We start from the raw sequence: 23872 nt of genomic DNA on the forward strand, positions 1-23872 counted from the left end.
AAGAGGGAGCTAGTTATATTCCCTCCATAAACACCCCTACCCCAAGGCCGCCGTCCTGCCCATGCGCAAGGGCAAAATCCCCGCCCGGCTAGGTGTGGTATACTGGAGGGGTGAGCTACGACGCTTCCGCCATTAAGGTGCTCAAAGGGCTAGAAGGGGTGCGCCACCGCCCCGCCATGTACATCGGCGGCACGGGGGTGGAGGGGTACCACCACCTCTTTAAGGAAATCCTGGACAACGCCGTGGACGAGGCCCTGGCGGGCTACGCCACGGAGATCGTCACCACCCTGAACCCCGACGGCTCCCTCACCGTGGAGGACAACGGTCGGGGCATCCCCGTGGACCTCATGCCCGAGGAGGGGAAGCCCGCCGTGGAGGTCATCTACACCACCTTGCACTCCGGGGGGAAGTTTGAAAGCGGGGCCTACAAGGTCTCGGGCGGCCTCCACGGGGTGGGGGCGAGTGTGGTGAACGCCCTTTCCGAGTGGACCGTGGTGGAGGTCTTCCGAAACGGCCTGCACCACCGCATCGCCTTTAGCCGGGGCGAGGTGACCGAACCCCTCCGGGTGGTGGGCGAGGCCCCCAAGGGCAAGACGGGGACCCGGGTCACCTTCAAGCCCGACCCCGAGATCTTCGGCGCCCTCGCCTTTGACCCGAGCAAAATCCGGACCCGCCTGCGGGAGGTGAGCTATTTGGTGGCGGGGCTCAAGCTCGTCTTCAAAGACCTCCAGCACGGCAAAGAGGAGGTCTTCCTGGACAAGGGGGGCGTGGCCTCCTTCGCCAAGGCCTTGGCGGAAGGGGAGGAACTCCTTTACGAGAAGCCCTTCCTCATCCGGGGCCAGGAAGGGGACGTGGAGGTGGAGGTGGGCCTCATCCACACCAAGGGCTACACGGCGGAAATCCTCACCTACGCCAACATGATCCCCACCCGGGACGGGGGCACCCACCTCACCGCCTTCAAGACCGCCTATAGCCGGGCGCTAAACCAGTACGCCAAAAAAGCGGGCCTCAACAAGGAGAAAGGCCCCCAGCCCACGGGGGACGACCTCCTGGAGGGCCTCTACGCCGTGGTGAGCGTGAAGCTCCCCCAGCCCCAGTTTGAAGGGCAGACCAAGGGGAAGCTCTTAAACCCCGAGGCGGGAAGCGCCGTGAGCCAGGTGGTCTACGAGAAGCTCTTAGAGCTCCTGGAGGAGAACCCCCGCATTGCCAAGACCCTTTACGAGAAGGCCCTGCGGGCGGCCCAGGCCCGGGAGGCGGCCCGGAAGGCCCGGGAACTGGTGCGGCGGCAGAACCCCCTGGAGTCGGACGACCTCCCGGGGAAGCTCGCCGACTGCCAGACGGAAAACCCCGAGGAGGCGGAGCTTTTCATCGTGGAGGGGGACTCCGCCGGGGGAAGCGCCAAGCAGGGCCGGGATAGGCGCTTCCAGGCCATCCTGCCCCTTCGGGGGAAGATCCTCAACGTGGAGAAGGCGGGGCTCTCCAAGGCCCTAAAGAACGCCGAGGTCAGGGCCATGGTGGCGGCCATCGGGGCGGGGATTGGGGGCACGGGGGACGAGGCCCACTTTGACCTGGAAGGCCTCCGCTACCACAAGATCATCATCATGACCGACGCCGACGTGGACGGGAGCCACATCCGCACCCTCCTCCTCACCTTCTTCTACCGCTACATGCGCCCCCTGATTGAGCGGGGGCACGTCTACATCGCCCAGCCGCCCCTTTACCGCCTCCAGGTGGGGAAGAAGGTGGAGTACCTCTACTCCGAGGAGGAGCTAGCAGAGCGCCTCAAGGAGCTAGAGGGCAAAAGCTACGAGGTGCAGCGCTTCAAGGGCCTGGGGGAGATGAACCCCGAGCAGCTTTGGGAAACCACCATGAACCCGGAAAAGCGGGTTCTCAAGCGGGTGGAGCTCCAAGACGCCCTGGAGGCCAGCGAGCTCTTTGAGAAGCTCATGGGCCAGGACGTGGCCCCCAGGCGGGACTTCATTGAAGAGCACGCCCGCTACGCCGAGCTGGACATCTAGATGGCGTGGCTGGACGAGGCGGTGGCCCTGCTCCTCCAAAGGGGCCGCCTTCTCCTCAAGGCCTACCCTGGGGCGGGGAAGAGCACCCTCTTCCCCCTGAGGCTTCTCAAGGCCCTACCCGGGCGGATCCTCCTCTTTGAGCCCAGGCGGGTGGCGGCCCGGGCGGTGGCGGCGAGGCTTGCGGAAAACCTGGGGGAACCCTTGGGCAAGACCGTGGGCTACCGGGTGCGCCTCGAGGCCAGGGAGAGCCCGGAAACCCGGCTCCTCGTCATGACGGAGGGCCTCCTCACCCGGCTCCTCCTGGAGGACCCCACCCTGGAAGGGGTTTCCGCCGTCCTCCTGGACGAGGCCCACGAGCGCCACCTGGAAGGGGACCTGGCCCTCGCCCTCCTCCTAAGGGTGCAGGAAACCCTAAGGCCCGACCTCAAGCTCGCCCTCCTCACCGCCACCCCCGACCCCGACCTGGAAAGGACCCTGGCCGGGGCCACCTTGGCGGTGGAAGGGGAAAGCCACCCCGTGGAGATCCTTCACCTGGAAAGGGTGCCGGAAGGCCCCCTAGAGGCCCTGGTAGCCCGCTACGCCCGGAAAGCCTTCCTGGAAGGGGAAGGGGATGTCCTGGTCTTCCTGCCGGGGAAGGCGGAGATAGAGAGGACGCGCAAGCTCCTCCTGGACCTTCCCGCCTTTCCCCTCCACGGGGGGCTTCCCTTGGCGGAGCAGGCGGCCCTCCTCAGGCCGGGGCCCCGGAGGATCGTCCTGGCCACGGACGTGGCGGAAACGAGCCTCACCCTGCCCGGGGTGCGGGCGGTGGTGGACACGGGCCTGGCCAAGAAACCCCGCTTTGACCCGAGGACGGGCCTCACCCGCCTGGCCCTCGCCCCCATCCCCGAGGACTCCGCCCGGCAGCGGGCGGGGCGGGCGGGGCGGCTTGGCCCGGGGAAGGTGTACCGCCTCTACCCCATGGGCCCCTTCCCCCCCAAGCGGCCCGAGATCCTCGAGGCCGACCTCTCCCGGGCGGTCCTCCTGGCCTTGGCCTTCGGGGAAAGGCTAGAAGACCTCCCCCTCCCCACCCCGCCCCCTAAGGGGGCCCTGGAGGCGGCCCATGCCCTCCTCCACCTCCTGGGGGCGGTGCGGGAAGGCCGCCTCACCCCCTTGGGCCAGCGGATGCTCCGCCTCCCCACCCACCCCCGCCTGGCCCGGATGGCCCTGGCGGCCGAGGAGCTCGGCCTCCTCCCCTTGGCGGCGGACCTCATGGCCCTCCTGGAGGAGCGGGACCCCCTGGAAGGGGAAAGGGACCTCCTCGCCAAACTGGAAGCCCTCCTCCTGGCCCGTAAGGAGGGGCGGGGGGCTTTCCTGGGGGTGGAGCGGGCCTCGGCCCTTTGGCGAAGGCGGCTCGGCACCCAACCTTTGGAAAGCCTCCCCCACCCGGAAGCGGTGGGGCGGCTTCTCCTCTTCGCCTACCCCGACCGGGCGGCCATGCGGGTAGGCCCCGGGCGCTACCGCCTGTGCACCGGCCCCCTCCTCCACCTGGAAGGGGACGGCCCCCCGTACCTGGTGGCGGTGGGGGCGGAGCTACCGGGACGGGTCCTCCTCCACGCCCCCTTGGCCCGGGAAGACCTCCTGGAGCGGGCGGAGGTGGGCGCCTGGACGGGATGGGAGGAGGGGCGGCTACGGGGGTACCTGGAGAGGCGGTACGGGGCCCTTCTCCTGGAGAGGCTTCCCACCGACCCCGGCCCCCCCACCCCAGCGCAGCTAAGGGAGGTCTTCAAAGAGGGCCTCCCCCTCCCCGAGGAGGCCCGGCAGGTCCTCCTCCGCCTCGCCTTCCTTAGGGACCACGGGGTGGAGGTGCCCGAGCTCACGGAAGAAACCCTCCTTCAGGACCTCACCTGGCTCCTCCCCTGGACGCAAGGGGTTAGGCGGGTGGAAGAGCTTCGGGAACTCCCCTGGAAGGAGATCCTCCTTAGCCTTCTAGGGGAGGCGAGGAAAGCCCTCGAGGCCCTGGCCCCCGAAACCCTCACCCTCCCTTCCGGCAAGCGAAAGCGCCTCCAATACCGGGAGAGCGCCCCACCCCTCCTCTCCCTCCTCATCCAAGAGGCCTTCGGCCTCAGGGAAACCCCCAGGGTCCTGGGGGGGAAGGTCCCCGTGGCGGTGGAGCTCCTCTCCCCCGCCCGGCGCCCGGTGCAGGTGACCCAGGACCTCCAGTCCTTCTGGGAAAAACGCTACCCCGAGGTGCGGCGGGAGCTCATGCGCCGCTACCCCAAGCACCCGTGGCCGGAAAACCCCTAAAAAGCTCCGCCCGAAAGCCCCGTTCCCTCGCCCGCTCCACCAGGAGGGGGTTATCGTCCAGGTAAAGGGCCTCCTCGCCCAAAACGGCCACCGCCTGGGCCAAAGCCTCTAGCTTGTTTGGGTGGAAGAAGGCGGCAAGCCCTTCCGGAGGAGGCAGGTCGGAAACCAGGTAAAAGGGCGTGGGGAAGGCCAGGGGCCGGGGGACGAAGGCCCGGGGGTAGAGCCTCGAGGCCCCCGGGAAAAGGGTGTCCAGGACCCCTGGGCCTTCCTCCTTTAGGCGGGGGAGGAGGTCATAGAAGGCCTGGGACACGTAAAAGGGGCTTTCCCCGCCCGCCTCGGCCAGGAGCCGGATGAGGCGGGGCTCCACCGGCTCGCAGTACACCCCCGAGAGGTCCAAGAGGTAGACCACGCCTCCTAGCCTAAGCCTTCTAGGGTTATACTCGGTGCAAACGGAGGTAGGGCATGGAGCTTTTTAGCGAGGCGTGGGCGAAGGCGTACTGCGAGAAGCTTTCCCAAAGCGAGGCCTACCGCAAGGCGGCGGCCACCTGGGAGGGGAGCCTGGCCCTTAGCGTCCGCCCCGACCCAGGGGCGGGCCTGCCCCAGGGGGTCGCCGTGGTCCTGGACCTCTGGCACGGGGCCTGCCGGGGGGCGAGGGTGGTGGAGGGCGAACCGGAGGCGGACTTCGTCATAGAGGCCGACCTCGCCACCTGGCAGGAGGTCTTGGAGGGGAGGCTTGAGCCCCTCACCGCCCTCATGCGGGGGTTCTTGGAGCTCAAAAAAGGCTCCCTCGCCGCCTTGGCCCCTTACGCCCAAGCGGCCCAGGAGCTGGTAAAGGTGGCCCAGGAGGTAGCGTGAAAGGGGTGGTGTACCAGGGGCCCTTCCAGGTGGCGGTGGAAGAGGTCCCGGAGCCCAAGCTGGAGGCGGAAACCGACGCCATCGTGGAGGTGGAACTCGCCGCCATCTGCGGCTCGGACCTCCACATCTACCACGGCAAGATCGCCGGGGTCCTGCCGGGCACCGTCCTCGGCCACGAGTTCGTGGGCCGGGTGGTGGAGAAGGGGCCTTTGGTGCCCTTCGCCCTAGGGGAAAGGGTGGTGGGGAGCTTCCAGGTGGCCTGCGGGGACTGCGTGGCCTGCCGCAAGGGGCGCTTCTTCGCCTGCCTGAAGGGCGGCGTCTACGGCTTCGGCCTGGCCCTGGGCAACCTGCAAGGGGCCCAGGCCGAGCGGGTAAGGGTCCCCTTCGCCCGGACAAGCCTCTTTCCCATCGGGGACCTCCCGGCGGAGGAGGCCATCCTGGCGGGGGACATCCTCACCACCGCCTACGGGGGGGTGAGGCCCTTCTTGGAGCCGGGGATGGTGGTGGCGGTGGTGGGCTCGGGGCCCGTGGGCCTCATGGCCCAGATGGTGGCCCACGCCCTGGGGGCGGGGGTGGTCTACGCCATAGACCCCGAGGAAAGCCGCCTGGAAAAGGCCAAGGCCCTGGGAAGCCTCCCCCTAAACCCCAAGGCGGAAGACCCCGTGGCCCGCCTGCGCAAGGACACGGAGGGCCAGGGGGCCGACCTGGTGGTGGAGGCGGTGGGAGGGGATGGGGAGGCGTTGCGCCTCGCCTTCCGCCTGGCGGGGCCTGGAGGGACTGTGTCCAGCCTCGGGGTACCCACGGCGGAGAAGGTGGAGTACCCTTGGCTTTCCGCCTTCAGCCGGGGCATCACCTTCCGGAGCGCCCTGGCCAACATCCCCCGCTACATCGGCGAGGTCTTGGCCCTGCAAAGGGCAGGGAGGCTAAAGGGAAGCTTCGTCTTCAGCCACCGCCTTCCCCTGGCGGAGGCGGCGGAGGGTTACCGGCTCTTCCACGAGCGCCAAGCCACCAAGGTGGCCCTGGTGCCCTAAAAAACAAACCCGCTGCCTTTGCGGGCGGCCTTCCTTCTTCGTCTGACTCCTTTAGTATACCACGCTTTGCCGATATGTAAAGTGCTATGCAGAAAAACCCGGCCCGGAGGGGGTTCCTGTGGGGTGCGGCGAAGCTTTTGAGAACCATTCCCGGTACATTGTGCGCCTTCGCCCCACGCCCCCGGGCTTTCCCGGCTAGGCTTAGGGAAAGGGGGTGGTACCATGCGGTACTTGGTGGTGGCCCACCGCACGGCCAAAAGCCCTGCGTTGGCGGCCAAACTCCGGGAAATCCTGGCCCAAGACCCCGAGGCCCAGTTCACCCTGTTGGTGCCCGCCGTGCCCCCGCCGGGCTGGGTGTACGAGGAGGAAGAGGTGAAAAGGCGGGCGGAGGCCGAAGCGGAGGCGGCCAAAAGGGCCTTGGAAGCCCAGGGTATCCCCATCGCCGAGGCCAAGGCGGGGGATGTTTCCCCCCTCCTCGCCCTCGAGGAAGAGCTCGCCACCCACCCGGGGGCCTACCAGGCCATCGTCCTCGCCACTTTGCCCCCGGGGCTATCCCGCTGGCTCAGGCTGGACGTGCACACCCAGGCTGAGCGCTTTGGCCTCCCCGTGATCCACGTGATCGCCCATCCCTAGGGGCCTCTTTCGCCTTTCTCATGCTCTTTCCGTATACTTGGCCGGGTGTTGGGCCGCTACGTGCTGCGGGAGGTGCTCCTCCCCTTCCTGGTGGGGGTGCTCCTCTTCGTCGCCCTCCTCACCTTTGACCTCCTCTCCAGCCTCTCGGGGGTCCTCCTCAGCCGGGGGGCGGGGGCGGAGGATATCCTCCGCCTCATCCTCTTCCGTCTCCCCTGGACCCTGAGCCTGGCCTTGCCCCTGGGCCTCGTCTTCGCCCTCTTGGTGGGGCTATCCCGCCTGATCCGGGGGTCGGAGCTCAAGGCGGCCTACGCCGGGGGGGTGCCCCCTTGGGCCCTTCTCCGGCCCCTCCTTCTCCTTTCCCTCTTCATCGCCCTTTTGAACCTGGCGAACCTGGCGGAGGTGAGGCCCAGGGCCCTCGAGGCCTACGACGCTGCGCTTTCCCGCCTCCTCTACGGGGAAGGAGCCCTAAGCGGGGTTCTGCGCAAGGAGCTTTACGCCCCCCCGGGCCTTGGGGTGTACTACACCGAGGAGATCCACCCCGAGGGGGCGGCGAACCGCCTGTATGGGGTGCGGGTGGTGGACGGGGAGGGCAGGGTCTATAGCGCCGCCGAAGGCGTGTGGGACAACACGGGCTGGCACCTCAAGGGCCACGTGCTGGAGGGCGAGGAGGTGCGGGCCTTCCAGGGCACCCTCCCCTTCCCCGCAAGCTTCCGCCCCAAGGAAAGCCTGGGCTCCCGCGACCCCTACGACACCACCACCCTAAGGGAGCTTTGGGAACGGGGGAAGGTGGAGGCCTCGGCCCGCTTCGCCCTGCACCGCCGCCTGGCGGACGCCCTGGGGGCCCTCTTTCTGGGCTGGGTGGCAGCGGCTCTGGGCCTTTCCTTCCGGGAGGCGGCCTGGGCCTTTTTGGCCGTGGTCCTCCTCATCTTCGGCTACTACGTGCTCTGGACCCTGAGCGCCCAGCTCGCCCGCTACGACGTGAGCCCCCTCCTGGCCCACCTGCCCAACCTCTTCTACGGGGCCTTGGCCCTTTTCCTCACCTGGAGGCTACGGTGAAGACCCTGGACCGCTACCTTCTCCGGGAAGCCTTGGGGCTTTTCGGCCTGGGCCTCCTCTTCATCGTCCTCCTCTTCCTGGCGGGGGCGGTCTACGAGGTCCTGGCCCCCCTGGTGGCCAAGGGGGCTGACCCCTACACCCTCCTTGCCTACCTCCTCTACCGCACCCCGGAGGCCGTGGCCCGGGGGGCCCCGGTGGCCTACCTCTTCGCCCTTTTGCTCCTCCTTTCCCGTATGGCGGAGGACTCGGAGCTCAAAGCCCTCCTGGCCCTAGGCGTGCGGCGGGAGCGGGTGCTCTTACCCTTTCTGCTTTTGGGAAGCGGCGTGGCCCTCTTCACCTTTCTCCTGGGGGAAAGCCTGGTGCCTAGGGCGCTCGCCCAGGGGCAGGACCTCCTGAGGCGGCAGGTCCTGGAAAGGCCCCGCACCCTCCTCACCCCCGGGGCCACCTTCCAGGACGCAAAGGGCCGGGTGGTGTACGTGGGGGAGGTGGCGGGGGATAGGATTGGGAAGCTCCGGGTGGTTTCCCGGGAGGAGGTCCTGTTGGCGGAAAAGGGGAGCTTCCAAGGGGGGGTGCTAAGGGTGGAGGAGGGGAAGCGCCTCACCTACGAAGGGGACCGCCCCCGCACCCTGACCCGCTTCCGGCGGGGGGAGCTGGTGCTCAAGGACCTCACCTTTGAGCCCTGGCAGAACCCGGCGAACCGGATGACCCTGGCCGAGCTCCGGCAGGAGGTCCAGAGGCTTCGGGCCCAGGGGGTGCGGGCGGGCCTCGAGGCCACCACCTACTACCGCCGCTTCGCCGAGCCCGCCGCCGCCCTGGTCTTCGCCCTCTTCGCCACGGGGCTCGCCTTCTACCTCCTCGGGGGGAGCCGGAGCCTGGGGCTCGTGGGGGTGGCGGTCCTCACCTTCTTCTACTACGCCACCTGGAGCGTGGGGCGCATCATGGGGGAGCAGAACGCCCTGGACCCCATCCTCGCCGCCTGGGGGCCCATCCTGGTCTACGGCCTCCTCGGGCTCCTCCTTTTCCTCGGGGGTAGAAGGTGAGGTGGGCCCTCCTCCTCCTCTTCCTCCTCCCCTTCGCCTGGGCGGAGGAGAACGTCCTCAAGGTCCTGGAGGCGGAGAGGCTGGAGCTACGGGAAGAAGGGGGAGAGGAGGTCTACGTCCTCGTAGGAAGCCCCGTGCGCCTGGAGCGGAACGGGGAGGCTTTAGAGGCGGAGCGGGTCACCTACTTTCGCGCCCGGAGGCTCCTTTACCTCTCGGGGAAGGTGCGCTACCGGGACAAGGAGGGCCGGCTCATTGAGGCGGAAGAGCTCCAGGTGGACCTGAAGGACGAGAGCTTTGACGCCCTCTCCGTGCGCATAGAGGCCAAGGACCTCCTCCTCACCGGACCCCTTTGCCAACGGGCGGCGGGGGCCATCCTCCTGGAAAGGGGCTACGCCACCCCTTGCGCCTCCTGCGGCCAGGAGGTGCCGGACTACGCCTTCCGCGCCCGGGAGATCGTCCTGTACCCGGGGGACCGGGTGGTGGCCCGGGGGGTGGTCCTCCTCTGGCGGGAAGAACCCCTCTTGGAGCTTCCCGTGCTCCTCCTCTACCTCTCGGAAAGGCGGCCCCGGCTGGAGGTGGGCCAGGACGAGGGGGGGTTCTTCTTCAAGGCCGACCTACCCTATGTGGCCGCCTTCGGCCTCGGGTACACCCTTTTCCGCTACTACCAGGGACGGGGGTTTGGCCTCGGCTTTGACCACCAGGGCGTGGGGGAGGCCAAGGAGCGCTACTTCTTCCTCCACACCCCACCGGACACCTTCCAGTACCGGGGGGAGTACGCCCTGAAGAAGCGGGAGTTTTCCCTCACGGCCCTCCTGGAGCGGGACGACACCCGGGAGAAGCTTTCCCGCTTCCGCCTAGAAGCCCTCCTTCCCGGCACCCCTACCCCCCAGGACCTCCGCTACGCCCTAAGGCTCGAGGGCTTCCTGGACCACGACGAAAGCACCCCGCCCCCCCGCACCCTGCAACGCCTCCCCGAGCTCGAGGTCCAGTCCCCCACCTTCCGGGAAGGCCCCTTTAGCCTCCAGGCAAGCCTTACGGTGGGCCGCTACCTGGCGGAGACCAACCCCCTAAACCGCTCGGCCCGCGCCCTAGGGCCCTACGCCGAGGCGGGGAGGGCCCTTTTTGCCCATGCGGAAAGCCTCGCCTTGAGCCCCTGGCCTGGGGGCGCGCTCCGGGCGGAGGGCCGCTTCCGGGGCTTCTACTACACCACGCAAAACCCCGATGGGGAGTACGAGCGGCAGGTGGACTGGAGCCTAAGCGTTAGCCTCCGCCAAACCCTTGGGGGCTTTAGCCTGGAAGGGGCCTACGGGCGGAGCGTCCAGGAGGGGGAAAGCCCCTTCCGCTTTGACGCCCTCCCCACCCGGCGAAGCCACCAGGCCACCCTGGCCCTGGGCTTCCAGGAAAGGCCCTTTTCCCTAAGCCTCAAGGGGGGGCGGGACCTGGAGGGGAACAGGTACCTCCCCCTCGAGGCCGAGGCGAGGCTCCAGGACCCGGGGTACGCCCTGCGGCTCTACCACAAGCGGGGCCTGGAGGAGGAAGGCCCCCTGGAAACCCAGGCCGAGGCCAGCCTCACCCCCTACCCCTTCTCCCTCCGGGCAAGCCTCCGCTACGACCATGCCAAGGCCCGCTTTGACCCCCTCACCCTCCAGGGGGCCTACGCCCTGCCGGCGGGAAGCCTCTCCCTCACCCACCGCCACGGCCTAAACGGGGAAGGAGCCCTCACCACCGACCTCACCTTCGCCCTCAGGGAAAGCGGGGACGCCTACACCCTCCAGGGCCGGCGGGACTGGCAGAAGGATACCCTTTCCCTCCAAGGCCAGGCCATCCTGGGCCCCCAAAGCCTCTCCCTCCAGGCCACCCTGGACCGGGAGGCCCTGGGCTACGCCCTGGGCTTCCGCACGGGGGTGGCCCCGGGGCCCCTTCTGGACCTTCTCCTTTCGGGCCGCTTCCAGGAGGGGCCTCGAGGGACCAACCTCCGGCTTTCCCTCTCCCAGGCCCTGCCTGAAGCAGGCTTTCGCTTTGGGGCGAACCTTCACCTCCCGGAGGTGCAGGATCGGGAGATTTACCTGAAGGACGCCACCTTTAGCGGGGGCGTGGAACTTTGGCAACCCATCCCCCTGGACGAAGGGGTGCTTCCGGGGCTTTCCCTCTCGGGAAGCCTAAGCTACCTCCGCCAGCCCACTAGGCCCGAAGGGTACACCCTGGCCTTAAGGGCCTTCGGCCCCACCCTCACCTTCCTGGGCCGGGAGAACACCAAACTCCACCTCACCGCCCTCCTCACGCAGGACCTGCCGGGAGAAACGCTAAGGCCCAAGTTTATCCTTACCTTAGACCGGTGTTGCTGGGCCTTGCGCTACACCCTGGACGCCGCCAAGGGCGAGGTGCGCCTGGCCTTCCTCTACGGGGGCCAGGCGGCGGAGGTCCTCATGGGCGAGGAGGGCGTGCGCTTGGGAGGTCTTCCGTGAGAAGGCTTTTCTTCCTCCTAACCCTGGTCCTGGCCGCCTGCACGGGAAGCCAAGAACCCCCCTTGCCCGCCCTGGTGGCGGCGGGAGGAAGCGGGGAGGTGCACTTCTATAAGGCCTCGGACCTGCAACGGGGCACGGGAAGCCCCGTGGCCACCTGGACTGCCCCGAACCTCCAAGACCTGGCCTACAGCAACGCCTTCCGAAGGCTTTTCCTCCTCTTCCCCGACCGCCTCGAGGCCTACCCCACGGCGGGCTTCACGGAAAGCGCCGCCCCCCAGGGCACCCCGGCCACGGCCTCCTTGGGGGTGGACTGCACCGGGGGCTACCTGCGCCTGGGGGCGAACCAGGCCCTGGCCCACTGCCCAGGGGCCAACCGGGCCTTCCTCTTCGCCCTCCCCGACCTGGGAAGCCCAAGGGAGGCCGACCTCACGGGGCTTCCTTCTGGGGTGCGCCTCGCCCTCTTCCCCCAAGGGGGGTTAGACCTCCTCGCCTACCTCGCGGAAGGGACCCTGGGCTACCGCCCCGCCGCAGATCCCACGGGCACCCCCTTCCAAGAGGTTTCCCTCCCGAGCCTCACCCCCACCGAGCTCCGCCTGGACCCGGGGGGAAGGCTTTTAGGGGCGGGCCGCACGGCCACGGACACCCTTTTCCTCGCCTGGAACGGGGTGGAAAACCCCACCTCGCAAAGCCTCGGGCTTTTCCCAGGCCCCGTCCGCCTGGCCCTGGACCCCGTGCAGGGCCTGGTGGCCTATGGCCAAGGCTTCCGGGTCCTCTCCCCCCGGGACTCGGGGGCGCGGAACGCCTATACCGCCTACGCCGCCGCCGCCGTGGGCCAGGACGCCTACCTCTACCTGGCCCGGGGGAGCTTCCTGGAGGTCTACGATCTCCAGCAAAACCCCCTCCCCACCTATCCCCAAGCGACCGCCTCCATGGGGTTTAGCCCCAACGCCCTCGCCTTCATCCCCGTAGAATGAAGCCATGCTCCAAGGAAAAGCCTTCTTGGTCACGGGAGCGGGCGGGGCCCTGGCCCGGGCCCTTATCCCCGCCCTCCATCAGGCGGGAGCGAGGCTCTTCCTCTCCGACCCCCGGCTTGAGCGCATGGCGGAGAGGGCGGAGAAGGTGGGGGCTAAGACCTTCGTGGCCGACCTCACCCGCCTCGAGGAAGCCGAGGCCCTGGCCCGCTTCGTGGAGCGGGAAGCTCCCCTTTACGGCGTGGTCCACACCGTGGGCGGCTTCGCCGCCGGGCGCTTTTTGGACTCCGACCCGGGACTCTACGACTGGATGCTAGACCTCAACCTCCGCACCGCCTACAACCTCCTAAAGGCCGTCCTCCCCTACATGGAAAGGCGGGGGGAAGGCTTCTTCGCCGCCATCGCCGCCGGCCCCGCCTGGACGGGGGCGGGCCCCGGCCGGGCCCTCTACGCCATGGCCAAAACCGCCCTGGCGAGCCTTCTGAAATCCCTCCAAGGGGAGGTGGAGGGGGTGCGCTTCCTCGTGGTCTACCCCATGGGCACCCTGGACACCGAGGCCAACCGCCGGGCCATGCCCGAGGCGGACCCGAGCCGCTGGATCGCCCCCGAACTGGTGGCGGAGGCCATCGTGCGGGCCGCCTCGGCTAGGGGCGGGAGGTTTTTGGAGCTTCCCATCTACCCCCCGCTTTAGCCCCGAAAAAGGCCCCCAAGGCGTCCGCCACCAGGTCTAGGCCGAAGGCCTCCCGGCCGGGGATGAAGCTTTGGTGGTACTCGTCCACCACCCCGTAGGCCGCCCCCAGGAGAAAGGCCCAGGGAAAGCGGCCTAGGCCCAAGCGCAGGAGAAGGCCCAAGAGGGCGTAGGCCAGGAAGTGGGCCCCCTTGTCCCAGGGGTGGGGAAGCCCAAGCCCGGTTTGGGGCTGGTCCGAAAGCCACCAGAGGAGGCCCATGTGGAGGAGAGCCAAGAGGAGGAAAAGGGGGCGCACTAGGCCTCCACCAGCTCCCAAAGGACCCCAAGGCCAAAGGAGGGGTGGAGGAAGGCCACCCTGTGCCCCCCAAAGCCGGGCCTAGGCGCCTCGTCAATAAGCTTCGCCCCCGCCGCCTTCAGCCGGGCGAGCTCCCCTTCAATATCGGGCGTGGCGAAGGCCAGGTGGTGGAGGCCAGGCCCCCGCTTGGCCAGGAAGCGGCCCACGGGGGTTTCGGGCCCCAGGGGAGCGAGGAGCTCCAAAAGGGCCTCCCCTTCCCCCCTAAGGAGGGCCACCCGCACCCCTTGCGCCGGAACCTCCCCTTCCGCCACCACCCGGTAGCCCAAAAGGAGGTAGCGCCCCTTGGCCTTCTCCAGGTCCTCCACGGCGATGCCCACGTGGTGAAGCCGCATGGGGCTATTCTAGCCCCTCCAGAAGCGCCCTGGCCGCCTGGCGCCCCGTGAAGAGACACCCCCCCAAGAAGGTGCCCTCCAAGGCCTTATAGCCGTGGAACCCACCGCCCCCGAACCCCGCCGCCTCCCCCACGGCGAAGAGCCCGGGAAGGGGCTCGCCCCTCGGCGTTAGGGCCCGGGCCTTGAGGTCGGTCTGGATGCCCCCCAGGGTCTTGCGGGTAAGCGTCCAAAGGCGCACCGCCACCAAGGGGCTTTTCCCCGAAAGGAAGGGGGCGGGCTTGGCCACCCGGAAAATCCGGTCGCCCCGGTAGCGGCGGAAGGCGTGGAGGGCGAGGATCTGGCTGTCCTTGGCGAAGGGGTTTAGGAGCTCTAGGTCCCGGGCCTTGACCTCCCTCTCGAGGCGCACGGGGTCCAAAACCCCGGGAGCCAGGGCGTCCATCTTCCGCAGGAGGTCGGAAAGGTGGTCCGCCACGAGGAAGTCCTTTCCCCGCTCCAAAAAGGCCCGCACGGGGGCGGCGGGGCCCAGAAGGCGGTTTTGGATCACCTGGAGCCAGCGCCTGCCGGTGAGGTCCGGGTTCTGCTCGGACCCCGAGAGGGCGAACTCCTTCTTCAGGGTGCGCAGGTCCAGGATGAACCAGCTCCAGTCAAAACCGGTATGGCGCAGGTGGCGCAGGGTCTCCAGGGCGTCAAACCCGGGGAAGAGGGGCGGGGGGAGGCGCTTGCCTGTGGCGTCCACCCAGAGGGCCGAGGGACCGGGGAGGATGCGGATGCCGTGGCCCGTCCAGATGGGGGTGTGGTTCTCCACCCCCTCGGGGTAGTGCCACATGCGGTCCAGGTTGACCAGGCGCGCCCCCGCCCGCTCCGCCAGGAAGAGGCCCGAGCCGTCCACGTGGTCGGGCACGCCGACGAGCATCCTCTCTGGGGGCCTCCCCATGCGCTCGGGCCAGTAGCGGCGCACCAGGTCCAGGTTGGCCCCAATCCCCCCCGTGGCCAGGACCACCGCCTGGGCGCGGAAGGCGAAGTCCCTTAGGGGCTTGCGGCTCGTGGGCACCCCTCGAGGCTTGGGGTCCTCCTCCAGGACCACCCCCGCCACCCCCACCGCCTTCCCCCCTTCCACCAGGACCTCCTCCACCCGGTGGCGGAGGAAGACCCTCAGGCGCCCCTCGGCGGCAAAGGCCTCCACCCGGCGGAGAAAGGGCTCCAAAAGCCCAGGCCCCGTGCCCCAGACGATGTGGAAGCGGGGCACGGAGTTGCCGTGCCCCGTGGCCAAGCCCCCGCCCCTTTCCGCCCAGCCCACCACCGGGAAAAAGCGGACGCCCAAGGAGGCGAGCCAGGCCCGCTTCTCCCCGGCGGCGAAGCTCAAATAGGCCTGGGCCCAAAGCTGGCCGTAGTAGTCCTCCTCCCGGTGGTAGCCGGCGGAGCCCAGCCAGTCTTGGAAGGCGAGCTCCACGGAGTCCCGGATGCCGAGCCGGCGTTGCTCGGGGGAGTTCACGAGGAAAAGCCCCCCAAAGGACCAGAAGGCCTGCCCCCCCAGGTGGGGCTCCTGCTCCAGGAGGAAGACCCGCTTCCCCCGGGCCGCCACCTCCGTGGCCACCACCAGACCGGCGAGCCCCCCGCCCACCACCACCACGTCCGCATCCATAGCTTGGCGGGGATTATACCAGGTTCAAAGGTCGTACCAAGGGGGCTTGCCCCGGAAAAGTTCTAGCTCTTGGCCCAGCGCCTCCTTGGGGGCGGCCTCGAGGCGGATCACCTGGGGCGGGCAGCTTTCCACGCAGGCCCCGCACCCGGTGCAGGCCTCCACCCTGAGCCTCAGGACGTACTCCTCCCCTTCCCGCACCCGGTAGACCGCCCCCGTGGGGCAGACGTTGGTGCAGACCGGGCAGAGGGTGCACCCCTCCTCCACCCGGATGCTGGGCCAGGCCACCGCCTCCGCCCGGGAAGCGGCGAGAAGGCGAAGGCGAAGCTCCGCCGGCAGGCCCTTTTCCTCCTCGGGCGCTTGGGGCAGGGGAAGCTCGGGGACGAGGTCAGCGGCGGTGCGCTTGGCGCTTCCCAAAAGGGCCTGGAATAGCTCCCGCCTCCCCACCTTCTCCCCGGGAAGCTCCCCTTCCCGCACCTCCACCACCACGGGGAAGTAGCGCTGGGCCTCTTCCGCCATCCGCCTAAGGTGCTCGGGCACCGAGGGCCCCCCGATGGGGCAACGGGCGCAGTCCCCCCGGGCGAGGACCACCCGGCCGAAACGGCTTCCCGCCTCGGCGAGAAGCCCGGGGGTGAGCCGGCCCAGGCAAAGGACCTCCTCCCCCTTCCCCTCCGCCTTGGAGCACCGAAGCTGTCCCTTCCCTCGGATCAGGGCCTCCTGGATGGCCCCCAAGGGGTACTCCAGGGCGAGGCCGGGGCAGACCCCCGTGCAGAGGCCGCAGCCCGTGCACAGGACCTCGTCCAGCTCCACCCGCCACCCCTCCAAACGCACCGCCCCCTTGGGACAGGCCTGGTAGCAGCGGTCGCACCCCCCCACGCTGTTCTTGTAGAGGAGGCAGCGGGCCTCCGTGTAGCGGGGCCTGGGGTCCGTGGCCTTGAGGAAGGCGTTGAGGAGGTTGTCCAAAAGGCCCATTAGCCCTCGGGGAGGAGGTCCCGGATGGCCTCCAGGAAGCGGTCAAACTGGGCGAAGTCCATCTGCTGCTGGTTGTCCGAGAGGGCCACCTTGGGGTTCGGGTGCACCTCCACGTGCACCCCGTCCGCCCCCACGGCCAAGGCCGCCCGGGCCAAGGGGGCGAGGAGGTCCGTGCGCCCGGCGGCGTGGGTCACGTCCACGACGACGGGGAGGTGGGTCTCCTGCTTGGCCAAGGCCACGGCGGAGAGGTCCAGGGTGTTCCGGGTCCAGCGCTCAAAGGTGCGGATGCCCCTTTCCGCCAGGATCACCTGCTCGTTTCCTTGGGAAAGGATGTACTCGGCGGCGTAGAACCACTCCTCCATGGTGGCGGAAAGCCCCCGCTTGAGGAGGACCGGCTTCCCGGCGCGGCCCACCTCCTTGAGGAGGGCGAAGTTCTGCATGTTGCGGGCCCCCACTTGGAGGATGTCCGCATACTCCGCCACGAGCTCCACGTCCCGGGTGTCCATGACCTCGGTGACGAAGACCATGCCGAAGGCGTCCGCCGCCTTGCGGCCAAGCTTTAGGCCCTCGAGGCCCAGGCCCTGGAAGCCGTAGGGGCTCGTCCTGGGCTTGAAGGCCCCGCCCCGGAGCACCCTAACCCCCCGGCCCGCCAGGAAGCGGGCGGTTTCCATCATCTGCTCCTCCGACTCAATGGAGCAGGGCCCGGCGATGAGGAGCGGCCTCTCCCCAAAGACCACCCCCTTCACCCGCACCCGGGTGGGCTCGGGCTTGTGCTTTTTGGAGTAGAGGAACTTCTTCTGGTCCTGGCGCTCTTCCAGGTCCAGGCTCGCCTGGAAGATCTCCTTGAAGAGCTTGCGAATGGTTTCGTTGGGAAAGGGGCCGGGGTTTTCCGCCGTGAGGTAGGCAAGCATCTCCTCCTCCCGCTTGGGGTCGTAGTGGGGGAGGCCAAGCTCGGTCTGGATGCGGCCGATCTCCTGCACCAGCCTTCCCCGCTCGGAAAGGAGGCGAAGCAACTCCCGGTTCACCCGGTCCACCTCTTTGCGCAGGGCCAGGATGCGCTCGTCCATGGGCTATTCTATGGGGCAAAGCCCCTTCGGGTGTCAAGCGGCTTCTTCCTTGGGCCTTTGCCGCTCGGCCAAGCGGGCCACCAGGACGGAAACCCAGTAGAGGACGAGAAGGGGCAGGGTGACGATGGAGAGGGAAACCACGTCCACCGTGGGGGTGATGACCGCCGCCAGGCTGAGGAGGAGGACCACGGCCACCCGCCAGTTCCGGGCCAGGAAGGCGGAGGAGAGGAGGCCCAAGCGGGCCAGGAGGTAGCTCACCACGGGCATCTCAAAGACCAGGCCCATGACGGTCATCATCATGAGGACCTGGCCCATGTAGCGGCCGATGGAGATCTGGGGGGTGACCACATCCCCCAGAAAGCCCAAGAGGAAGGGGATGGCGAAGGGCAGGAAGCCGTAGTAGGCGAAAAGGGCCCCCAGGGCGAAGCTAAACCCCGCCCCTAAGAGAAAAGGGCCCGCCAAGCGCTTCTCGTGCTCGTATAGCCCCGGGGCGATGAAGGCCCAGACCTGGTAGACGATGAAGGGCAAGGCCAGGACCAGGCCGCCGAAGGCCGCCACCTTCAAGGAGACCAAAAAGGGCTCGGTGATGTCCAGGACGATGAGGTTCACCTGGATGCCGTTCTGCTTGGCCGCCAGGTCCAAGGGGCGCTTGAGCCAGTCCAAAAGCTGCACCCGGAAGGACCAGGCCACCCCCGTGCCCACCGCCCAGGACAAAAGCGCCCAGAGGAGCCGGGCCCTAAGCTCCTCCAGGTGTTCCACCAACGGGGCTTCCTTCAAGCTTTGGGCTCCTCCTTGGCCGGGGCGGGCTCCGCCTTAGGCTTCACCTCTTCCTTCACGTCCACCGCCTTCTCCAGCTCCTCGCGGATCTCCTGCGCCCCCCGCTTGAACTCCCGGATGCTCTGGCCCAAGGAGCGGCCCAGCTCAGGAAGCTTCTTGGGCCCGAAGATGAGGAGGGCCACCACCAGGATCACCAGGATTTCCGGCATGCCCAGGTTCATAGCCCCAGTTTAGCACCCCTCCTGAAGGAGGAATGAAGCCCTAGCCCTCCTCCCGCTTCCGCTTGGCGTAGCCCTCGAGGTTCCGCTGCCGCCCCCGGGCCACGGCCAAGGCGTCCTCCGGCACGTCGTGGGTGATGACGCTCCCCGCCCCCACCATGGCCCCATCCCCCACCCGCACCGGGGCCACCAGGACGCTATTGGAGCCGATGAAGGCGTTTTTGCCGATCAGCGTCTTGTGCTTGCGCTTGCCGTCGTAGTTGGCGGTGATGACCCCCGCCCCCACGTTGGTCCCCTCCCCCACCTCCGCATCCCCCAGGTAGGCCAGGTGCCCCGCCTTGACCCCGGGGTGGAGGAGGCTATTCTTCACCTCCACGAAGTTCCCCACGTGGACCCCCTCCTTGAGCACCGCCCCGGGGCGGAGCCGGGCCAAGGGCCCGGCGTCGGCTCCCGGGAAGAGGTGGGCCCCCTGGACCACGGTGTGGGCGTGGACCTTGGCCCCGGGTTCCAGGGTGGTGTCCTCCAGGAGGGCGTACGCCCCCACCTCGCACCCCTCCCCGATCCGCGTCCTCCCCTTAAGCACCACCCCAGGCCAGAGGGTCACGTCGGGGGCGAGCTCCACCGAGGGCTCCAGGTAGATGGTTTCGGGGAGGACCATGCGCACGCCCCTTCGCATCCACTCGGCGCGCAGGCGGGCCAAGAGCACCCCCTCCACCCGGGCCAGCTCCTCGCGGGTATTCACCCCCAAAGCCTCCGCCGCCTCGCCCCGCACCGCCACCACCCGCTTGCCGTGGGCCCGGTAGATGGCGATGAGGTCGGGGAGGTAGTACTCCTGGGCGGCGTTTTCGTTTTTCACCTCCTTGAGGGCCTGGAAGAGGAAGCCGTCAAAGGCGTAGGCCCCGGCGTTCACCTCCCGGATGGCCCTGACCTCGGGGGAAGCGTCCTTCTCCTCCACGTTGGCCACCACGTCTTCCCCATCCCTGAGGATGCGGCCATAGCCCGTGGGGTTTTCCAGTTCCACGGTGAGGAGGGCCATCCCCGCCCCTTCCGCCACCTTGGCCAGTAGGGCCTTTAGGGTTTCCGGGGAAAGGAGGGGGGTATCCCCCTGGGTCACCAAAAAGGGGCCGGCGAAGTCCTTAAGGAGAGCCTCCGCCTGCAAGAGAGCGTGGGCGGTGCCGAGCTGCGCCTCCTGGCGGACCGTCTCCACCGGGTAGCCCCTTAGGGCCGCCTCCACCTCCTCCGCCCCGTGGCCCACCACCACCACAAGCCTTTCCGGGCCCAGGGCCAAGGCGGTTTCCACGGCGTATAGGAGCATGGGCTTGCCCAAAAGGGGGTGCAGGACCTTGGGCAGGCGGGACTTCATCCTGGTCCCCTGCCCTGCGGCCAGGATCACGTGCGCATGCATAAGGCTATGCTACCCCGAGGCCACCTTTCCCTGGCCCAGGCGCCTAAGCATGTAGAGGGACAAGAGGATGAGGGGCAGGCTCACCACCTGGGTGGCGGTGAAGAGGCCGATGCCCAGCTCGTCGTTGCGGTAGACGGGAAGCCAAAGGGGGTTCAGGCGGAAAGGCTCTTCCAAGACGGAGCGGAGGACGCTATACCAAAGGAGGAAGTTCCAGAAGGCGTAGCCGGGGAAGGGGTTTTTCCGCAGCCAGTAGAGGGAAAGGGGGAGGAGGATAACCCCCACCAAGGCCCCGTAGACCTGGGTGAGGTGGACGGGCCCCCTTAAGAGCTCGGCGCACCGGTAGACCTGGGAGATGTCGTCAACCCCCGGGCAGACCCCGGGAAACCCCTTGGCCCACTCCGGCCAGGTGAAGCCGATGGGCAAGGTGGTCAGGCGGCCCACGGTGTCCGAGCCGTTCATGAGGTTGCCGATCCGCCCGGCGATGATCCCCAAGGCCACCCCGGGGGTGGCGGCGTCCAGGTAGGGCCAAAGGGGGTAGCCCTTTTTCCGGTGGTAGTAGAAGAAGACCAGCGCCCCGCCCAAAACCGCCCCGTGGAAGGAAAGCCCCCCATGCCAGACGTAAAGGACCTCCAGGGGGTTTTGCAGGAAGTAGCCGGGGGAGGTGAGGACGTAGCCGAGCCTGGCCCCCACCACCCCAAAGACCACCGCCCAAAAGGCCACGGTTTCAAACCGCTCCGCATCCAAGCCCCACGCCTTCAGGCGGCGCTTGGCGAGCTCAAAGCCGATAAAGATGGCGAGGGTCAGGAGGAAGCCGTACCACTGGATGCGCAAGGGTCCGATCTGGATCATCGTGGGGTCCATGGCTCACCCCTTTAGGCGCTCTTTTATCAGGGCCACGAGCTCCTTTTCCCCAAAAGCCCCCTCCAAAAGCACCTCATCCCCTAGGAGGAGCACGGGGACCCGGAAGGTATAGAGGCGGAAAAGCTCCGGGTCTTGGTCCACATCCCGGCGGACGTAGGGCACTCCCAAGGTCCAGAGGGCCCTTTCCGCCTTCTCGCAAAGCCCGCACCCCTGGCGGGTGACGAAGACAAGCTCCATGCCCTCAAGCATACGCTAGAAGACGGCCCGGACCACCAAGAGGCCCATGGCCAGGTGGACGAGGACCTTGGCCACCACGCCCCCCATGAGGCCCACCAGGGTGCCCCAGGCGGCCCTCAGGGCCTCCTCCGGCTTTCGGCCCGCCAGGTACTCCAAGAAAAAGGCCAGGAGGAAGGGGAGCACCAAGACCCCCACCACCCCCAGGAAAAGGCCCAGGACGCCCCCCAGAAAGGCCCCCCATAACCCCGCCCGGCCCGCCCCGTAGCGCCTGGCCCCCCAGAGGGCCGCCAGGTTGTCCAGGGTCATGGCCAAAAGGGCCAGGGCACCGAGGCCAAGCCAAAGCCCCAGGGAAAGCTCCCGGAAACCCAAGAGGAGCTCGTGCACGAAGGCGGCGAAAAGGATCACCAAGGTGGCGGGCACGAAGGGCACGAAGGTGAGGAGAACCCCCGCCACCCAAAGGACCACGAAGAGCCAGTCCGCAAAGGCCTCCACGGCCCAAGCCTAGGGCAAGGGGAGATGAGAAGGGCAAGGGACATCCGCCACCCCTAAAGGCCGTAAGCTCAGGGGTAGGAGGCGGTATGGACTTTGGCCTACCCAAGGAACGGACGCGCCTAAAAATCCCCCCTTCGCTTGGGGAGGAGGTGCGGGAAGGCCGGGTGGCCCTCACCCCTCAAGGGGTGCGGGAGCTCGTGGCCCGGGGCCACCGGGTCTACGTGGAGCGGGGGGCCGGGGAACGGGCGGGCTTCCCGGACGAGGCCTACGAGGAGGCAGGGGCCACCTTGGTGAGCCGGGAGGAGGCCTTCGGCCGGGGCGAGGTGGTGCTCAAGGTGGGGCGGCCCACCCTCGAGGAGATCGCCCTCCTGCGCCCCGGGGCCACCCTCATGGGCTTCCTGCACCTGGCGGTGGCGGAAACGGGTCTCCTGGAGGCCATGGCGGAAAAGGGCCTTAGCGCCATCGGCTACGAGCTCATCGGGGAAGGCGCCAAGCGCCCCATCCTCAAGGCCATGAGCGAGATCGCCGGGCGCATGGCCCCGCAGATTGCGGGGAGGCTCCTCGAGGCCCCCCTGGGCCCGGGCATGCTCCTCTCCGGCCTCCCCGGCATCCCCCCGGCGGACGTGGTCATCCTGGGGGCGGGCACCCTGGGCCGGGCGGCGGCCCGGGCCTTTCTGGGGGCCGGGGCTTCCGTCTACCTCCTGGACAAGGAGCTTTCCGCCCTGGAGGAGGCGAGCCGGGAGGCCCCCGGGGCCATCACCGCCCTGGTCACCCAAAGCCGCCTGGAGCGGTACGTGGCCTTCGCCGACGTCCTGGTGGGGGCGGTGGCGGTGCCGGGGGAAAGGGCCCCCGTGCTCCTCAGCCGGGAGCTCCTTTCCCGCATGCGCCGGGGCTCGGTGCTCTTGGACTTCGCCATTGACCAAGGGGGCGTGGCGGAAACGAGCCGACTTGGCATCTACCAGGAGCTCGGCGTCACCCACTTCTGCCTGCCCAACGTCCCCGCCCTGGTACCCCGCACGGCGAGCCACGCCCTCACCGCCACGCTCCTTCCCTTCCTGCTCCAGGTGGAGGAGGACCCCCTTAAGGTCCCCGCCCTGCGCCAAGGGGCCTACCTCCTCCTGGGCCAGAAAGGAGGCCACCTAGAATGAGCTACCGCAAGAAGCTCACCTCCCCCGAGGACGCCGTGACCCTCATCCGCTCGGGGATGCGGGTCTTCGTTTCCGGCAACGCCGCCACCCCCACGCCCCTCCTCAAGGCCCTCGCCGCCCGCAAGGACGAGCTTGAAGGGGTGGAGCTCGTCCACCTCCTCCAGATGGGGGAAGACCCCTTCGCAAGCCCCGAGATGGAGGGGCACTTCCGCCGCCGCTCCCTCTTCGTGGGCCCGGCGGACCGGGAAGCGGTGAACCAGGGCCGGGCGGACTACGTGCCCATCATGCTCCACCAAGTGCCCTGGCTCTTCAAAAGGCGCATCCTGCCCCTGGACGCCGCCATCATCCAGGTATCCCCGCCGGACGAGCACGGCTTCTGCTCCTTGGGGGTGGAGGTGATCGCCACCAAGGCGGCGGTGGAGGCGGCCCCCATCGTGATCGCCATGGTGAACCCCAGGATGCCGAGAACCCTGGGGGACACCTTCGTCCACGTGTCCCGCCTCACCGCCATCGTGGAGGTGGACTGGCCCCTGCCCGAGCTAAAGCGGGAAGGCTTCGGCGAGGTGGAGCGGAAAATCGGGGAGCACGTGGCGAGCCTCATTGAGGACGGGGCCACCCTGCAGATGGGCATCGGGGCCATCCCCGACGCCGTCTTGGCCAGCCTCTCGGGGCGGCGGGACTTGGGCGTGCACACGGAGATGATCTCCGACGGGGTCCTCGAGGCCTGGGAAAAGGGCCTCATCACCGGGGCCAAGAAGACCCTCCACCCGGGCAAGATCATCGGCACCTTCGTCCTGGGCTCGGAAAGGCTTTACCGCTTCGTCCACGACAACCCCCTCTTTGAGCTCCACCCCGCCGACTACGTGAACGACCCCTTCGTGGTGGCGCAAAACCGCAAGATGGTGGCCATCAACTCCGCCATTGAGGTGGACCTCACGGGCCAGGTGGTGGCGGACTCCATCGGCACCCGCATCTACTCGGGCTTCGGCGGCCAGTTGGACTTCATCCGGGGAGCGGCCCGGAGCGAGGGGGGCAAGCCCATCATCGCCCTCCCCTCCACCGCCAAGGGGCATAGCCGCATCGTCCCCTACCTCCGGCCAGGGGCGGGGGTGGTGACCACCCGGGCCGACGTGCACTACGTGGTGACGGAGTGGGGTATCGCCGAGCTTTTCGGCCGCTCCTTGCGGGAAAGGGCCAAGGCCCTCATAGAGGTCGCCCACCCCGACTTCCGGGAAGAGCTCACCCGGGCCGCCTGGGAAAGGAAGCTCCTTCCCCGGAGCTACCCCGGCGCCGACCTGAAGGGCAAAAGCGGGCCCAACTCTTGACAAC

Annotated in this window: 24 protein-coding genes; 12 read left to right on the top strand and 12 right to left on the bottom strand. The window is 68.4% G+C overall.

All coding sequences use genetic code 11. The features are described from left to right. Positions 1-110 precede the first annotated feature (110 nt). Both LXN00_RS11545 and hrpB read left to right on the top strand, forming a co-directional pair. Complete coding sequence (locus LXN00_RS11545; protein WP_234508366.1) at positions 111-2018, top strand: DNA topoisomerase subunit B; 1908 nt, start codon at positions 111-113, stop codon at positions 2016-2018. After that, complete coding sequence (gene hrpB, locus LXN00_RS11550) at positions 2019-4301, top strand: ATP-dependent helicase HrpB (protein ID WP_234508369.1); 2283 nt, start codon at positions 2019-2021, stop codon at positions 4299-4301. Here the strand turns inward: hrpB and LXN00_RS11555 are convergent. After that, positions 4258-4710 (bottom strand): hypothetical protein, encoded by a 453-nt coding sequence (locus LXN00_RS11555; protein ID WP_234508371.1) that lies wholly within the window; start codon positions 4708-4710, stop codon positions 4258-4260. The genes hrpB and LXN00_RS11555 overlap by 44 nt on opposite strands. A 53-nt stretch (positions 4711-4763) precedes the next feature. On the opposite strand from LXN00_RS11555, the gene LXN00_RS11560 reads away from it, so the two are divergent. The 8 genes from LXN00_RS11560 to LXN00_RS11595 all read left to right on the top strand — a co-directional run bounded on the left by LXN00_RS11560 (position 4764) and on the right by LXN00_RS11595 (position 13043). Next, positions 4764-5156 carry an SCP2 sterol-binding domain-containing protein gene (locus LXN00_RS11560; RefSeq protein WP_234508374.1) on the top strand — a complete coding sequence of 131 codons (393 nt, stop codon included), beginning with the start codon at positions 4764-4766 and terminating at the stop codon, positions 5154-5156. Continuing rightward, on the top strand, positions 5153-6187 hold the full coding sequence (locus LXN00_RS12755; protein WP_234508376.1) for an alcohol dehydrogenase family protein: 1035 nt from the start codon (positions 5153-5155) through the stop codon (positions 6185-6187). The genes LXN00_RS11560 and LXN00_RS12755 overlap by 4 nt, the downstream gene beginning before the upstream one ends. 222 nt (positions 6188-6409) lie before the next feature. After that, positions 6410-6820 (top strand): hypothetical protein, encoded by a 411-nt coding sequence (locus tag LXN00_RS11570; RefSeq protein WP_234508378.1) that lies wholly within the window; start codon positions 6410-6412, stop codon positions 6818-6820. Between the two features lie 45 nt (positions 6821-6865). Next, positions 6866-7876: an LptF/LptG family permease gene (locus LXN00_RS11575; protein ID WP_234508380.1), complete on the top strand. Its 1011-nt coding sequence runs from the start codon at positions 6866-6868 to the stop codon at positions 7874-7876. Continuing rightward, positions 7873-8916 (top strand): LptF/LptG family permease, encoded by a 1044-nt coding sequence (locus tag LXN00_RS11580; protein WP_234508382.1) that lies wholly within the window; start codon positions 7873-7875, stop codon positions 8914-8916. Before LXN00_RS11575 ends, LXN00_RS11580 begins: the two co-directional genes overlap by 4 nt. Next, entirely contained in the window at positions 8913-11381 is a 2469-nt protein-coding gene (locus LXN00_RS11585) for an LPS-assembly protein LptD (protein ID WP_234508384.1), read from the top strand. The genes LXN00_RS11580 and LXN00_RS11585 overlap by 4 nt, the downstream gene beginning before the upstream one ends. Then, on the top strand, positions 11378-12355 hold the full coding sequence (locus LXN00_RS11590) for a hypothetical protein (RefSeq protein WP_234508386.1): 978 nt from the start codon (positions 11378-11380) through the stop codon (positions 12353-12355). Before LXN00_RS11585 ends, LXN00_RS11590 begins: the two co-directional genes overlap by 4 nt. A gap of 4 nt (positions 12356-12359) precedes the next feature. Further along, complete coding sequence (locus LXN00_RS11595) at positions 12360-13043, top strand: SDR family NAD(P)-dependent oxidoreductase (protein WP_234508387.1); 684 nt, start codon at positions 12360-12362, stop codon at positions 13041-13043. Here the strand turns inward: LXN00_RS11595 and LXN00_RS11600 are convergent. From LXN00_RS11600 to LXN00_RS11650, 11 genes are read right to left on the bottom strand one after another with little or no spacing between them, the layout of a single operon-like run. Next, the gene (locus LXN00_RS11600; protein ID WP_234508390.1) at positions 12997-13335 is read right to left on the bottom strand and encodes a VanZ family protein; all 339 of its coding nucleotides are present in this window, start codon (positions 13333-13335) and stop codon (positions 12997-12999) included. The genes LXN00_RS11595 and LXN00_RS11600 overlap by 47 nt on opposite strands. Beyond that, positions 13335-13727, bottom strand: coding sequence for a methylmalonyl-CoA epimerase (gene mce / locus LXN00_RS11605; protein WP_234508392.1), 393 nt, complete (start codon positions 13725-13727; stop codon positions 13335-13337). The genes LXN00_RS11600 and mce overlap by 1 nt, the downstream gene beginning before the upstream one ends. A gap of 4 nt (positions 13728-13731) precedes the next feature. Next, complete coding sequence (locus LXN00_RS11610; protein ID WP_234508394.1) at positions 13732-15369, bottom strand: FAD-binding dehydrogenase; 1638 nt, start codon at positions 15367-15369, stop codon at positions 13732-13734. 24 nt (positions 15370-15393) lie between these two features. Next, positions 15394-16338 carry a 4Fe-4S binding protein gene (locus LXN00_RS11615; RefSeq protein WP_234508395.1) on the bottom strand — a complete coding sequence of 315 codons (945 nt, stop codon included), beginning with the start codon at positions 16336-16338 and terminating at the stop codon, positions 15394-15396. Beyond that, positions 16338-17405 (bottom strand): bifunctional 3-deoxy-7-phosphoheptulonate synthase/chorismate mutase, encoded by a 1068-nt coding sequence (locus LXN00_RS11620; RefSeq protein WP_234508397.1) that lies wholly within the window; start codon positions 17403-17405, stop codon positions 16338-16340. Before LXN00_RS11620 ends, LXN00_RS11615 begins: the two co-directional genes overlap by 1 nt. 33 nt (positions 17406-17438) lie before the next feature. After that, positions 17439-18182 (bottom strand): twin-arginine translocase subunit TatC, encoded by a 744-nt coding sequence (gene tatC / locus LXN00_RS11625; protein WP_234508399.1) that lies wholly within the window; start codon positions 18180-18182, stop codon positions 17439-17441. Beyond that, positions 18179-18403, bottom strand: a complete 225-nt coding sequence (locus LXN00_RS11630; protein ID WP_234508401.1) for a TatA/E family twin arginine-targeting protein translocase — start codon at positions 18401-18403, stop codon at positions 18179-18181. Before LXN00_RS11630 ends, tatC begins: the two co-directional genes overlap by 4 nt. A gap of 40 nt (positions 18404-18443) precedes the next feature. After that, positions 18444-19805 carry a bifunctional UDP-N-acetylglucosamine diphosphorylase/glucosamine-1-phosphate N-acetyltransferase GlmU gene (gene glmU / locus LXN00_RS11635; protein ID WP_234508403.1) on the bottom strand — a complete coding sequence of 454 codons (1362 nt, stop codon included), beginning with the start codon at positions 19803-19805 and terminating at the stop codon, positions 18444-18446. 9 nt (positions 19806-19814) lie between these two features. Beyond that, positions 19815-20654: a prolipoprotein diacylglyceryl transferase gene (lgt, locus tag LXN00_RS11640; protein WP_234508463.1), complete on the bottom strand. Its 840-nt coding sequence runs from the start codon at positions 20652-20654 to the stop codon at positions 19815-19817. A gap of 15 nt (positions 20655-20669) precedes the next feature. Then, complete coding sequence (locus tag LXN00_RS11645) at positions 20670-20915, bottom strand: glutaredoxin family protein (RefSeq protein WP_234508405.1); 246 nt, start codon at positions 20913-20915, stop codon at positions 20670-20672. A gap of 3 nt (positions 20916-20918) precedes the next feature. Next, positions 20919-21395: a DUF456 domain-containing protein gene (locus tag LXN00_RS11650; protein ID WP_234508407.1), complete on the bottom strand. Its 477-nt coding sequence runs from the start codon at positions 21393-21395 to the stop codon at positions 20919-20921. Positions 21396-21481: 86 nt separating this feature from the next. On the opposite strand from LXN00_RS11650, the gene LXN00_RS11655 reads away from it, so the two are divergent. Then, positions 21482-22543 (top strand): alanine dehydrogenase, encoded by a 1062-nt coding sequence (locus LXN00_RS11655; protein ID WP_234508409.1) that lies wholly within the window; start codon positions 21482-21484, stop codon positions 22541-22543. After that, entirely contained in the window at positions 22540-23868 is a 1329-nt protein-coding gene (locus LXN00_RS11660; RefSeq protein ID WP_234508410.1) for an acetyl-CoA hydrolase/transferase family protein, read from the top strand. The genes LXN00_RS11655 and LXN00_RS11660 overlap by 4 nt, the downstream gene beginning before the upstream one ends. Positions 23869-23872: the final 4 nt, after the last annotated feature.

It is taken from the genome of Thermus brockianus, assembly GCF_021462505.1.
Lineage (GTDB): Bacteria > Deinococcota > Deinococci > Deinococcales > Thermaceae > Thermus > Thermus hydrothermalis.

Bases quoted from the DNA above. Each gene is read 5' to 3' on its own strand.
- hrpB (WP_234508369.1), top strand. From the start codon at position 2,019: ATGGCGTGGCTGGACGAGGCGGTGGCCCTGCTCCTCCAAAGGGGCCGC.
- LXN00_RS11560 (WP_234508374.1), top strand. From the start codon at position 4,764: ATGGAGCTTTTTAGCGAGGCGTGGGCGAAGGCGTACTGCGAGAAGCTT.
- LXN00_RS11570 (WP_234508378.1), top strand. From the start codon at position 6,410: ATGCGGTACTTGGTGGTGGCCCACCGCACGGCCAAAAGCCCTGCGTTG.
- LXN00_RS11595 (WP_234508387.1), top strand. From the start codon at position 12,360: ATGCTCCAAGGAAAAGCCTTCTTGGTCACGGGAGCGGGCGGGGCCCTG.
- mce (WP_234508392.1), bottom strand. From the start codon at position 13,727: ATGCGGCTTCACCACGTGGGCATCGCCGTGGAGGACCTGGAGAAGGCC.
- LXN00_RS11610 (WP_234508394.1), bottom strand. From the start codon at position 15,369: ATGGATGCGGACGTGGTGGTGGTGGGCGGGGGGCTCGCCGGTCTGGTG.
- LXN00_RS11615 (WP_234508395.1), bottom strand. From the start codon at position 16,338: ATGGGCCTTTTGGACAACCTCCTCAACGCCTTCCTCAAGGCCACGGAC.
- LXN00_RS11620 (WP_234508397.1), bottom strand. From the start codon at position 17,405: ATGGACGAGCGCATCCTGGCCCTGCGCAAAGAGGTGGACCGGGTGAAC.
- LXN00_RS11630 (WP_234508401.1), bottom strand. From the start codon at position 18,403: ATGAACCTGGGCATGCCGGAAATCCTGGTGATCCTGGTGGTGGCCCTC.
- glmU (WP_234508403.1), bottom strand. From the start codon at position 19,805: ATGCATGCGCACGTGATCCTGGCCGCAGGGCAGGGGACCAGGATGAAG.
- lgt (WP_234508463.1), bottom strand. From the start codon at position 20,654: ATGATCCAGATCGGACCCTTGCGCATCCAGTGGTACGGCTTCCTCCTG.
- LXN00_RS11645 (WP_234508405.1), bottom strand. From the start codon at position 20,915: ATGCTTGAGGGCATGGAGCTTGTCTTCGTCACCCGCCAGGGGTGCGGG.
- LXN00_RS11655 (WP_234508409.1), top strand. From the start codon at position 21,482: ATGGACTTTGGCCTACCCAAGGAACGGACGCGCCTAAAAATCCCCCCT.
- LXN00_RS11660 (WP_234508410.1), top strand. From the start codon at position 22,540: ATGAGCTACCGCAAGAAGCTCACCTCCCCCGAGGACGCCGTGACCCTC.